Source organism: Cellulomonas fimi ATCC 484 (genome assembly GCF_000212695.1).
GTDB lineage: Bacteria > Actinomycetota > Actinomycetes > Actinomycetales > Cellulomonadaceae > Cellulomonas > Cellulomonas fimi.
The window spans coordinates 3,106,562-3,118,688 of the sequence record NC_015514.1 but is presented as its reverse complement, the minus strand read 5'-3'; the positions used below and the strand labels follow the sequence as shown (position 1 = coordinate 3,118,688).

General features: G+C 73.3%; 7 protein-coding genes. 6 read left to right on the top strand and 1 reads right to left on the bottom strand.

What is annotated here, in order from left to right; genetic code table 11:
• Positions 1–236: 236 nt before the first annotated feature.
• The 4 genes from CELF_RS14080 to CELF_RS14065 are packed head-to-tail and all read left to right on the top strand — an operon-like array spanning position 237 to position 6,375.
• Complete coding sequence (locus CELF_RS14080) at positions 237–1,895, top strand: twin-arginine translocation signal domain-containing protein (RefSeq protein WP_013771940.1); 1,659 nt, start codon at positions 237–239, stop codon at positions 1,893–1,895.
• Positions 1,895–2,908 carry an ABC transporter permease gene (locus CELF_RS14075; protein WP_013771939.1) on the top strand — a complete coding sequence of 338 codons (1,014 nt, stop codon included), beginning with the start codon at positions 1,895–1,897 and terminating at the stop codon, positions 2,906–2,908. Before CELF_RS14080 ends, CELF_RS14075 begins: the two co-directional genes overlap by 1 nt.
• Positions 2,905–3,909 (top strand): carbohydrate ABC transporter permease, encoded by a 1,005-nt coding sequence (locus tag CELF_RS14070; protein ID WP_013771938.1) that lies wholly within the window; start codon positions 2,905–2,907, stop codon positions 3,907–3,909. The genes CELF_RS14075 and CELF_RS14070 overlap by 4 nt, the downstream gene beginning before the upstream one ends.
• 3 nt (positions 3,910–3,912) lie before the next feature.
• Positions 3,913–6,375, top strand: coding sequence for a glycosyl hydrolase family 95 catalytic domain-containing protein (locus tag CELF_RS14065; RefSeq protein ID WP_013771937.1), 2,463 nt, complete (start codon positions 3,913–3,915; stop codon positions 6,373–6,375).
• 23 nt (positions 6,376–6,398) lie between these two features.
• Here CELF_RS14065 and CELF_RS14060 read toward each other — a convergent pair whose 3' ends face one another.
• On the bottom strand, positions 6,399–7,403 hold the full coding sequence (locus CELF_RS14060; protein WP_013771936.1) for a LacI family DNA-binding transcriptional regulator: 1,005 nt from the start codon (positions 7,401–7,403) through the stop codon (positions 6,399–6,401).
• A 236-nt stretch (positions 7,404–7,639) separates the two neighbouring features.
• Between CELF_RS14060 and CELF_RS14055 the strand changes: the two genes are divergently transcribed.
• Positions 7,640–9,658, top strand: coding sequence for a beta-galactosidase (locus CELF_RS14055; protein WP_013771935.1), 2,019 nt, complete (start codon positions 7,640–7,642; stop codon positions 9,656–9,658).
• A complete protein-coding gene (gene yicI, locus CELF_RS14050; protein ID WP_013771934.1) occupies positions 9,655–11,937 on the top strand; it encodes an alpha-xylosidase in 2,283 nt (760 codons plus the stop codon). The genes CELF_RS14055 and yicI overlap by 4 nt, the downstream gene beginning before the upstream one ends.
• Positions 11,938–12,127 lie beyond the last annotated feature (190 nt).

The following is a 12,127-nucleotide window of genomic DNA, read 5'->3' as shown; positions in this document are numbered from 1 at the left end:
GGCGCCGCCCGGTTGATCGAACCGTTTCGACGATTCGAGCCCGCCGGACGGGGCCGTGCGCGACGTCGGCGCTGTCCGACTCGCGCCAGTCATGGTGGTCCACGGGGGCCTCCAAGGCAAGGCGCGAGGGTCGTGCGGTGTGTCTTGCCTCACGCTCGACGGGTGCCGTACAGTCGCGCGGTCGAACCGCTTCGATGCGCGACCACCCGTCTCACACGAGGAAGTGAAGGACGAAGATGACCCCTCCCCCGCAGCTCGGCCGTCTCGGAGACGTGGCCCTCGACCGGCGTTCCTTCCTGGGGATGCTCGCCGCCGGTGCCGCGGTCGTCGGCGTCCCGTCCCTGCTCAGCGCGTGCAGCCCGGGCACCCCCACCGCGACCGCCACGGGCGCGGCCGCGGCAGGCGACGTCATCCCGACGTACATCCCCGTGACCTACGCGGAGCCCGACTACCCGAGCGTCGACGGCTCCGTCCCGGGCTACGAGACGATCCCGGCGGAGCTCGTGCGGTCCGTGCAGACCGCGCCGGGCACCGGGCTCGTCTTCACCGCGATGACGCCGCTGTGGGGCACCATCCCGCCGACCAAGGGCAACAAGTACTACGAGGCGGTCAACGGCCTGCTCGGCTCGGACATCACCTTCCAGATCACTGACGGCAACGTCTACGGCGACAAGCTCGCGACCGTCCTCGCCTCGCCCAAGGACGTGCCGGACTGGGTGTGCGTCCCGACGTGGAACCTGCCGCCGCGGTTCGGTGCCGAGATCGTCGGCAACGTCTTCCAGGACCTCACGCCGTTCCTCGCGGGCGACCTCGTCGAGGACTACCCCAACCTTGCGAACATCCCGTCCGACGCGTGGAAGTTCTGCGTCTTCAACGGCAGGCTCTACGGGCTGCCGTTCCCCGGCGAGACGATCACCGACGCGATCTTCTACCGCAAGGACGTGCTCGACGGCCTCGGCATCACGCCCGACGTCAAGAACGCCCAGGACCTGCTCGACCTCGCCAAGGAGCTCACCGGCGGGAACGTCTGGGGCGCCGAGGACCTGTGGAACACCGCCGCGATCATCCACGGCGTCGTCCCCAAGTGGAAGCTCGAGGGCGACACGCTCGTCCACCGGGTCGAGACCGACGAGTACCGCGCCGCGCTCGAGTGGAACGCCGCACTGTTCGCGTCCGGCTCCGTGCACCCCGACGCCGTCGCCGGCCAGACGGGCGACGCCAAGATGCGCTTCCAGGGCGGCCAGTCGCTCATCGCCAACGACGGCGTCGGCGGCTGGCACGAGGCGATGCGCGACAACCTCGCGAGCAACCCGTCGTACTGGCAGCAGCCGTTCGACCCGTTCGCGGCCGACGGCGGCACCCCCGTGCTCTGGAAGGGCAACCCGGCGAACATCTTCTCGTTCCTCAAGAAGACGGACGACGAGGCCCGCATCAAGGAGCTGCTCGCGCTCGCCAACGTCCTCGCCGCGCCGTTCGGCACCGTCGAGTTCGACACCATCACCAACGGCGTCGAGGGCGTGCACTACACGCGGGGCGACGACGGCCTGCCGGTCCCCACGGACCTCGCCGCGACCGAGCTGCAGCCGACGTACATCTTCCTCGTCGACCCGCCGCTCGCGGAGTCGCACGTGCAGTACCCCGGCTACGTCAAGGCCGTCTCCGAGTGGAAGGCCAAGGCGTCGGGCTTCGCGCAGGACCCGCTGTTCTACGCGCAGCAGATCGTCGAGCCGGCGCAGTACGCGTCCATCGGCCAGCCGTTCGTCGACCTGGAGAAGGACATCTCGCGCGGCCGCAAGTCCATGAAGGACCTCGACGCGGCGATCGAGACCTGGCGCTCGTCGGGCGGCGAGGAGCTGCGGGCGTTCTACCAGGACATCCTGGACTCGCAGGCCTGATGGCTCTCGAGGCACTGACGCGTCGCCGCACCGGCGCGTCGACGCCGGACCCGGTGACCGGCGCGGAGAGCCCTTCCGCGCCGGCCCGGCCGCCGGTCCGCACGATCCCGCTGCGGACGCGCCTGCGGCGCGACCGGTCGCTGCTGCTCATGGTGCTGCCGGCCGTCACGCTGCTCGTGGTGTTCGCGTACGTCCCCATGCTGGGCAACGTCATCGCGTGGCAGCAGTACTCGCCGTACACCGGCTTCCTGCACTCCACGTACGTCGGCTGGGTCAACTTCGAGCGTGTCTTCACCAACCCGCTGTTCCTCAACGCGGTGGAGAACACGCTCGTCATCACGGCGTTCCAGCTCGTGTTCTTCTTCCCCGTGCCGATCGTGCTCGCGCTGCTGCTCAACAGCGTCCTGTCGCCGCGGGTCCGCACCACGATCCAGTCGATCGTCTACCTGCCGCACTTCTTCTCGTGGGTCCTGGTCGTGACGATCTTCCAGCAGATCTTCGGCGGCGCCGGCCTCGTCAACCAGACGCTGCGCGACCACGGGCTCGCGGGCTTCGACATGATGACGAACCCGGACACGTTCCTCGTGCTCCTCACGATGCAGTCGATCTGGAAGGACGCGGGCTGGGGGATCATCATCTTCCTCGCCGCCCTGTCGACGGTGTCGCCCGAGCACTACGAGGCCGCGGCCGTCGACGGTGCGAACCGCTGGCGACGCATGTGGCACGTGACGCTGCCCGCGATGCGGCCCGTCATCGTCCTGCTGCTCATCCTGCGCCTCGGTGACTCGCTCACCGTCGGCTTCGAGCAGCTCATCCTCCAGCGCGACGCCGTCGGCACGGGGGTCGCGGAGGTCATCGACACGTACGTCTACTACCAGGGCGTCGTCTACACCGACTGGAGCTTCGCGGCGGCCGCCGGCCTCGTGAAGGGCGTCGTCAGCCTGCTCCTGGTCCTGGGAGCCAACAAGCTCGCCCACGTGTTCGGCGAGGCGGGGGTGTACAAGCGCGCATGAGCGGAACCAGCCAGGAGATCACGGCGGAGGCGTCGTTCCTCCCCGCCGACGTCGCCCGCCACGAGACCGACGGCACCCGACCGGCGCCGCGACGGCGCCGGGGCTCGAAGCACCGCCCCGTGTGGGAGGAGCGGCCCACGCCGTTCGGCCTCGCCCTCAAGGGCCTCGTGCTCGCGGTCGTCGTCCTCGCGATCCTGTTCCCGCTGTGGACGGTCGTCCTCACCAGCTTCTCGACGCAGGCGGAGACGATCCGCGCGGGCGGGCTCGTCACCGTGCCGGGCGAGCTGACGATCAGCGCGTACACGCAGATCCTGTCGGGCGGTGTCGTCACGCGCGCCACGCTCGTCAGCATCGGCATCACCGCGGTCGGCACGGTCATCGCGACGACCGTGTCGGTGCTCGCGGCGTACGGCCTGTCGCGTCCGGGCTCCGTGCTGCACCGGCCGATCCTGTTCGTCTTCCTCATCACGATGTTCTTCGGCGCGGGCCTCATCCCCACGTACCTGCTGGTCAGCAGCCTGGGGCTCATCAACAGCTACTGGGCGCTGATCCTGCCGGGGGCGGTGTCCGCGTTCAACGTCCTGATCCTGCGCAGCTTCTTCATGGGCATCGACCAGTCGATCCTCGACGCCGCGCGGATCGACGGCGCGGGGGACTGGCGCATCCTGGGCCGGATCGTGCTGCCGATGTCGAAGGCCGCCGTCGCGGTCGTCGCGCTCTTCTACGGCGTCGGGTACTGGAACGCGTTCTTCAACGCGATCCTCTACATCAACGACAACGCGAAGTGGCCGCTGCAGCTGGTCCTGCGCTCGTACGTGCTCCAGGGCGTGAGCCTGCCGGGCAGCGGCACGGGCCAGGTCGACGTGGCGACGGGTGCGGTCACCGGTCTGCCGATCCAGATGGCGGTCATGGTGCTCGCGATCGTGCCGATCCTGCTCGTCTACCCGTTCGTGCAGCGCCACTTCACCAAGGGCGTGATCTTCGGCGCGATCAAGGGCTGACGCGTGGTCCCGCGCGGCGGTCCCGCCGCTCCCGGCTCGGGCCGGGCCGGTCCTGGCGCGGCCGCGTCCGGACCCGGCCGCCGCACGATCCTGTCCTTCGACGGGCCCGCGCGGCGCTGGGTCGAGGCGTTCCCCGTCGGCAACGGGCGGCTGGGCGCGATGCTGCACGGCGGCACCGAGCGCGCTCTGGTGCAGGTCAACGACGCGACGGCGTGGTCGGGCCGCGTCGACGGTCCCGCGCGTGCGCTCGCGGCCGTCCGCGCGGCCGGTGCGGGACCGGACCGGCTCGCCCGCGCGCGGGACGCGTTGGCGGCCGGCCGGCACGACGAGGCGGCGGACCTGCTCGCCGTGTTCCAGGGCCCGTGGACGCAGGCCTTCCAGCCGTTCGTCGACCTGCACGTCACGGTCGCGTCGGCCCCCCGTCCCGCGCAGGTCCGGCACCGCGACGACTCCCCGCGGACGCTGGACCTGCGCGACGGCGTCGTGCGCGAGCGGCTGCCCGCCGGCGTCGAGGTCGAGTGGTTCGCGAGCGCGGTCGACGGCGCCCTGCACGGCCGCTGGTCGGCGGCGGAGCCGTTCGACGTGCACGTCGAGCTCTCCACGCCGCACCACGTCCGCACGGACCACCACGCCCCCGGGGGCCGGGTGCTGGTGCTCGAGCTGCCGGACGACGTCGCGCCCGGCCACGAGCCGGACGCCCCCGCGGTCACCCGCACCGACGACGGCGCGTCGCTGACGGGAGTCGCGGTGCTGCTGGCCTGCGGCGACGGCGAGGTCGGCGGGACGCCGGGCGGTGCGCTGCGGGTCGAGCGGGCGACGTGGGTCGAGGTCGTCCTGGCGACGGGGACGACGTCGCCGTGGCCGCAGGACGGCCCGCTGCGCGACCGCGAGGAGGTGGTCGCGGACGTGCTCGCGTGCGCCCGCCGCGCGCTGCCGGGCGACCGCGGCACGGGGGACGCGACCCGTGCACGGCACGTCGCCGACCACCGCCGGATCGCGGACGCGACGGTCCTCGCGCTCGTCCCGCACGACCTCGACCTGCGTCTGCCGGACGCGATCGGAACGACGCCGCACGCCGCGCTGGCGCAGGCGGTGTTCGACCACGGCCGCTACCTGCTGATCGCGTCGTCGCGGCCGGGGTCGCCGCCCGCGAACCTGCAGGGCGTGTGGAACGCCGACCCGCGACCGCCGTGGTCGAGCAACTACACGCTCAACGTCAACCTCGAGATGGCGTACTGGGGCGCGGAGGCGGTCGGGCTGGGGGAGTGCCACGAGCCGCTGCTGGCGCACGTCGGGCTCCTCGCGCGGCACGGCGCGCACGTCGCGCGCGAGCTGTACGGCTGCCAGGGGTGGGTCGCGCACCACAACAGCGACGTGTGGGGCTGGGCGCTGCCGGTCGGCGCCGGTCACGGCGACCCGTCGTGGGCGCAGTGGTGGATGGGTGGCGTCTGGCTGTGCCGGCACCTGTGGGACCACGCGGACGTCGGCGGCGACGACGCGTTCCTGCGGGACGAGGCGTGGCCGCTGCTGCGTGGTGCCGCGCTGTTCTGCCTGGACTGGCTCGTCGAGGCGCCCGACGGGTCGCTCACGACGTCGCCGTCGACCTCGCCGGAGAACCAGTTCCGCCTGCCGTCGTCCGCCGACGGCACCGGGGGTGGGGTCGGCGCACTCGCGACCGGCTCCACGATGGACCTCGCCCTCGTGCGCGACCTGCTCGAACGCTGCCTCGACACGATCGACCGCCTCGACCTGGACGACCCCCTGGAGGGCCGGCTGCGCTCGGCGCTCGCGCGTCTCGCGCGTCCGGTCGTGGGGCCCGACGGGCTGCTGCGCGAGTGGGCGCACGACGCGCCGGCCGTCGACCCGCACCACCGCCACCTGTCGCACCTCGTCGGCCTGTACCCGCTGCACCAGGTGGATGTCGACGCGACGCCGGACCTCGCCGCCGCGGCGGCGCGCTCGCTCGACGCGCGCGGCCCGGGCTCGACGGGCTGGTCGCTGGCGTGGAAGACCGCGCTGCGTGCACGCCTGGGCGACGGGGTCGCGGTGGGCGACCTGCTCGCCGAGGCGATGCGTCCGGCGGACGCGTCGTCGACGGTCTCCTCGCCGTGGCAGGGCGGGCTGCTGCCGAACCTGTTCTCGACGCACCCGCCGTTCCAGGTGGACGGCAACCTGGGTGTCGTCGCGGCGGTCGCGGAGGCGCTCGTGCAGTCGGCACCGGGACGCCTGCGCGTGCTGCCGGCGCTGCCGCCGCAGTGGCCCGACGGCTCCGTCCGGGGAGTGCGGGCGCGCGGCGGGCTGCGTGTCGATGTGACGTGGTCGGGCGGGCGGCTCACGCAGGTGGTGCTGCACGCGGCGCGCGGGGGCACGCTGGAGGTGGTGCACGGGCCGTCGTCGCGGACGCTCGACCTGGAGGCGGGCGACGTGCGGCGGCTGGACGGGCACCTGACGGAGGTGCCCGCATGACGCGGCGGGGTGCAGGCGGGGGCTCAGGCGGGGCCGGCACAGCTCCCGCGCTCGATGAACCGCGGGGTGAGCAGGCGCGTCTCGGCGGCACGGGACTGGTCGAGGCGCTCGATCGCCATCTCGACGGCGGCGCGGCCGATCTCCTCGGCGGGGACGTCGATCGCCGAGAGCGGCACGACGAGGTGCTCGGCGAGGCTCGACGGCGCGACGGCGAGGACGGACACGTCCTGCGGCACGCGGCGGTCGGCGCGGGCGAGCGCGGCGAGCACGCCGGGCAGCGCCGCCTCGTTGTGCACGACGAGGGCGGTGAGGTCGTCGATCTCGGTGAATGCGCGCGTCACGGCGGCGTCGGCCCCGGGGTAGGTGGCCTCGGTGGGGACGACGGTGTGCCGGACGCCCGCCTGGCCGGCCTGCGACCGGAAGCCCTCGACGATCCGGACGGCGTAGTTGGCGCTGCGCGCGAGCGCGGCCGACGGGGCACCGAGCAGCGCGATGCTGCGGTGGCCGTGCTCGACGAGGTGCCGGACGGCGAGGCGCCCTGCGGCGGTGAAGTCGAGGTCGACGCACGACAGCCCGTGCGGGTCGCTGGGCACGCCGACGAGGATCGCGGGCTGGCGCAGGCCCGCGAGCACGGGGAGCCGCGGGTCCTGCGTCTCGATGTCCATGAGGATGAGCGCGTCGACCATGGAGCCGGCCGCGAGGCGCTGGACGCCGTTGACGTCGTCCTGCGTGAGCACCAGGACGTCGTGGTCGAAGTCGCGGGCACGCGTCAGGACGCCGGTGACGACCTCCATGACGATCGCGCTGTTCGCCTCGAGCGCGCGCAGCGGGACGACGAGCCCGAGCACGTTGGTGCGGCTGGAGGCGAGCGCACGGGCGCCCGCGTGCGGGCTGAAGCCGAGGTCCCGGATGGCCTTCTCCACGCGGTGCCGGGTGGCCTGCGAGATGGGGCGCTTGCCCGACAGGACGTAGCTGACGGTGGAGGAGGAGACGCCCGCCGCCTTCGCGACGTCGGCGATCGTGGCCATGCGGGGAGTGTACCGACGCGCCGGCGCGCGAACGGCCGTTCGACGGCCCGTCCTCGACTAATCGCTTCGACGGCCCCGCCGGGCGCGCGGCTGCGTCCCTCCTGGTCATCTGGCGGCCGTGGACAAGAGAGGTGCCAGGCGACTACTGTCCCCTGCGGCGCGACAGTTGAAGCGCTTCGACGAACGATCACCGGCACGCGGGGCGCGACGGGGCGGACCTGCACGAGGGAGCGGCGATGAGCGGGCTCGACACGCTGACCGCCCCGCGCGGCGTGCTCTACGGCGGCGACTGGAACCCCGAGCAGTGGACGCCCGACGTGTGGCGCGAGGACGTCGCGCTCATGCAGGCGGCGGGGGTCAACCTCGTCTCGGTCGGCATCTTCTCCTGGGCCACGCTCGAGCCCGAGCCCGGCCGGTTCGAGCTCGCGTGGCTCGACGAGGTGCTCGACCTCCTGCACGGCGCGGGCGTCGCCGTCGACCTCGCCACCCCGTGCGCGTCCCCGCCGCCGTGGCTCGCGCACCGCTTCCCCGAGACGTGCGCCGTCGACGCGCAGGGCGTCCGGATGTCCGTCGGCTCGCGCAACCACTTCTGCCCCGGGTCGCAGGTGTACCGCGACCACGTCGCGCGTGTCGTGCAGGTCCTGGTCGACCGCTACGCCGAGCACCCCGCGGTCGCGATGTGGCACGTCGGCAACGAGTTCGGCCAGACGTGCTGGTGCGACCTGTGCGCGCAGCGCCTGCGGACCTGGCTGCGCGACCGCTACGGCGACGTCGACGCGCTCAACGCCGCGTGGGCCACTGCGTTCTGGAGCCAGCGGTACTCGTCCTTCGACGAGGTCGTGCCGCCGCGGACCGCCCCGTACCTGCACAACCCCGCGGCGGAGCTCGACTTCCGCCGGTTCACCTCCGACCAGCTGCGCGAGGTGCACCGCGAGCAGGTCGCGATCATCCGGGAGCGCTCGGCGGCACCCGTCACGACGAACTTCATGAACTTCTTCCCGGGCGTCGACCAGCACGCGTGGGCCGACGACGTCGACGTCGTCGCCGACGACTGCTACACCGACCCCGCGGACCCCGCCTCGCCCGCACGCGCGGCCCTCGCGCACGACCTGGTGCGCGGCGTCCGGCGCGGCGAGCCGTGGCTGCTCATGGAGCAGGCCGCGGGCGCGGTCAACTGGCGCGCGCACAACGTCCCGAAGAGCACCCGCACCATGGTGCTCGACTCCCTGCGGGCGGTCGCGCACGGCGCCGACGGGGTCTGCTACTTCCAGTGGCGTGCGTCGACCGGGGGCGCCGAGCGCTTCCACTCGGCGATGGTCCCGCACGCCGGCCCGGACACCGACCTGCACCGTGCGGTCCGCGCGCAGGGCGCGCTGCTGCAGCGGCTGCGCCCGGTAGCCGGCACGCGCGTCGACGCGCGCGTCGCGCTCGTCTTCGACTGGCCCGCATGGTGGGCGGGCGAGCTGCTGCCGGCCCGGCCCAGCGCGCGGCTCGACGTCCTCGGGCAGCTCGCGGCGTACCACGAGCCGCTGTGGCGCGCCGGGGTCGCGACGGACGTCGTGCCGCCGTCGGCGGACCTGGACCGCTACGACGTCGTGGTCGTGCCGTCGCTGCACGCGGTCGACGACGCGTCCGCCGCGAACGTGGCGACCGTGCCCGCGCGCGGCGGTGTCCTGCTCGTCGGTCCGTTCAGCGGTGTCGCCGACGAGCACGCGCGCGTGCGGCGCGGCCGCTTCCCGGTGCCGTGGACCGGCGTGCTGGGGGCGTCCGGCGAGGACTGGCGCCCGCTCGACGACGCGGGCGTCACCGTCGCGTCCGACCGGTACGGGACCTTCACCGCGACGACGTGGTCGGAGCACGTCCGCACCGACGGCGCCGAGGTGCTCGCGACCTACGCGGACGGCGACCTCGCGGGCCACCCCGCCCTGCTGCGCCGCCGCGACCCCGGTGGCGGCGAGGCCTGGTACGTCACGACCGTCCCGCCGCGCGACGTGCTCGCCGCCGTGCTGGCCGACGCGCTCGCCGCCGCCGGCGTCGCGGCGCCGCTGGTCGACCTGCCCGAGGACGTCGAGGCCGCGCGCCGCGGCGACGTCCTCTTCCTGCTCAACCGCTCCCGCTCGCCCCGCGCCGTCCCGCTGCCCGCCTGGGCCGCGGGGTCGACCGACCTGCTCACGGGCGACGCGGTCGCCGACGAGCTGCACCTGCCCGCCGAGGGTGCCGCGGCCCTGCTGGCACCGACCGAGGAGACACCATGAAGTTCACCGACGGGTACTGGCTCCCGCAGCCCGGGACGACGATCCTGCGCCCGCGCGACGTGGCGGACGTCCACGTCGGCGACGACACCCTGACCGTGTGGTCCTCGACGGCACCGCTCACCTCGCGCGGCGACACGCTGAACCGCCCGCTCGTCACGGTGACGTTCAGCTCCCCGATGGACGACGTCGTCGGGGTGCGCATCGAGCACTTCCAGGGCGGCGTCGACCGCGGCCCGCACTTCGCGCTCGCGACCGCACCGGCCGGCGTCAAGGTCGCGCCCGGCGGTGAGGAGGGCGTCGCGACGTTCACCGCGGGCAGCCTGACGGCGAAGGTCCGCACGCAGGGGGAGTGGAACGTCGTCTTCGAGGGCGACGGGCGCCCCCTGACGGCGTCGACCCCGCGCAGCATCGGCGTCGTCACGGACGCGCGCGGCGACCGGTACGTGCACGAGCAGCTCACGCTCGGCGTCGGCGAGCACGTCTACGGCCTGGGGGAGCGGTTCGGCGCGTTCGTGAAGAACGGCCAGAGCGTCGACATCTGGAACGCCGACGGCGGCACCGCGTCGGAGCAGGCGTACAAGAACGTGCCGTTCTACGTCTCGGACGCGGGGTACGGCGTCTTCGTCGACCACCCGGGGCTCGTGTCGTACGAGATCGGCACCGAGGTCGTCTCGCGCTCGCAGTTCTCGGTCCAGGGCGAGTCGCTGCAGTACTACGTCATCTACGGCCCGACGCCCAAGGACGTGCTGCGCAAGTACACCGCGCTGACGGGCCGCCCCGCGCGCGTCCCCGACTGGTCGTACGGCCTGTGGCTGTCGACGTCGTTCACGACGAGCTACGACGAGGCGACCGTGACGAGCTTCGTCGACGGCATGGCCGAGCGCGGCATCCCGCTGTCGGTGTTCCACTTCGACTGCTTCTGGATGCGCGAGTTCCACTGGAGCGACTTCGTCTGGGACCCGGCGACGTTCCCGGACCCCGACGGCATGCTCGCCCGGCTCAAGGCCAAGGGCCTGCGCATCTGCGTGTGGATCAACCCGTACATCGCGCAGCGCTCGCGGCTGTTCGCGCAGGGCAAGGAGCGCGGCTACCTCGTCAGGCGGGCCGACGGCTCCGTCTGGCAGACGGACCTGTGGCAGGCGGGCATGGGCCTGGTGGACTTCACCAACCCGGACGCGGTGCGCTGGTACACCGACGAGCTGCGGGTGCTGCTGGGCCAGGGCGTCGACTGCTTCAAGACGGACTTCGGGGAGCGGATCCCGACGGACGTCGTCTGGCACGACGGCACCGACCCGGAGCGGATGCACAACTACTACACGTACCTCTACAACGAGGCGGTGTTCGACCTGCTGCGCGAGGAGCGCGGCGAGGGCGAGGCGGTGCTGTTCGCGCGGTCCGCGACCGTGGGCGGCCAGAAGTTCCCGGTGCACTGGGGCGGCGACTCGGAGTCGACGTTCGCGTCGATGGCGGAGTCGCTGCGCGGTGGCCTGTCGCTCGCGCTGTCGGGCTTCGGGTACTGGAGCCACGACATCGGCGGGTTCGAGGGAACGCCTGACCCGGCCGTGTTCAAGCGGTGGCTCGCGTTCGGGCTGCTCTCGTCGCACTCGCGCCTGCACGGCTCGTCGTCGTACCGCGTGCCGTGGGCGTTCGACGAGGAGGCCGTCGACGTCGCGCGCGCGTTCACCCGGCTCAAGCTGCGCCTGATGCCGTACCTGGCGGAGGCGGGGCTGCAGGCGCACGAGCAGGGCGTGCCCGTGATGCGGCCGATGGTGCTGCAGTTCCCCGACGACCGGGGCGCCCGGACGGTCGACACCCAGTACATGCTGGGCGACGACGTGCTGGTCGCGCCGGTGTTCTCGGCCGACGGCGAGGTCGACGTGTACGTGCCGGAGGGCACGTGGACGTCGCTGCTGACGGGCGAGCGGGTCACGGGCCCGCGGTGGGTGCGCGAGCGGCACGGCTTCGACTCGCTGCCGCTCTACGTGCGGCCCGGCGCGGTGCTGCCCGTCGCGGCGCGCGGCGAGCGGCCGGACGCGGACTGGCGCGACGGCCTGACGCTGCGCCTGTTCGACGTCGCCGACGGCCACCGGTCGGTCACGCGGGTCCCGGCGAGGGCCGGGACGGCGGAGTTCGAGGTCAGCCGGCAGGGCCGCACGGTGCGCGTGGTCGCACGCGGGACGTCCGCGCCCTGGTCGGTCGAGGTCGCGCCGTCGGACGACGGCCCGGGCGGCGAGGCGCACGCCGACGCCGGCCAGGAGGTCGTCGAGCTGGCGGTGTGAGGCGCGTGGGCGACCGGTTCCAGCAGGCCGGTCGCCCACGCCGCCGCGGCCCGGCGAGGGCCGCTACCGTACCGGTCAAGAAGACGCGTCGACGGGGTCGCGGGAGCGGTCCCACGCGTGTATCGTATCGTTTCGACACCGCCACCCGGCCACCGGGCACGCACCGGGGACGCAGCAGTCCCCGCCCCGG

Bases quoted from the DNA above. Each gene is read 5' to 3' on its own strand.
- CELF_RS14060 (WP_013771936.1), bottom strand. From the start codon at position 7,403: ATGGCCACGATCGCCGACGTCGCGAAGGCGGCGGGCGTCTCCTCCTCC.
- CELF_RS14070 (WP_013771938.1), top strand. From the start codon at position 2,905: ATGAGCGGAACCAGCCAGGAGATCACGGCGGAGGCGTCGTTCCTCCCC.
- CELF_RS14080 (WP_013771940.1), top strand. From the start codon at position 237: ATGACCCCTCCCCCGCAGCTCGGCCGTCTCGGAGACGTGGCCCTCGAC.
- yicI (WP_013771934.1), top strand. From the start codon at position 9,655: ATGAAGTTCACCGACGGGTACTGGCTCCCGCAGCCCGGGACGACGATC.
- CELF_RS14075 (WP_013771939.1), top strand. From the start codon at position 1,895: ATGGCTCTCGAGGCACTGACGCGTCGCCGCACCGGCGCGTCGACGCCG.
- CELF_RS14055 (WP_013771935.1), top strand. From the start codon at position 7,640: ATGAGCGGGCTCGACACGCTGACCGCCCCGCGCGGCGTGCTCTACGGC.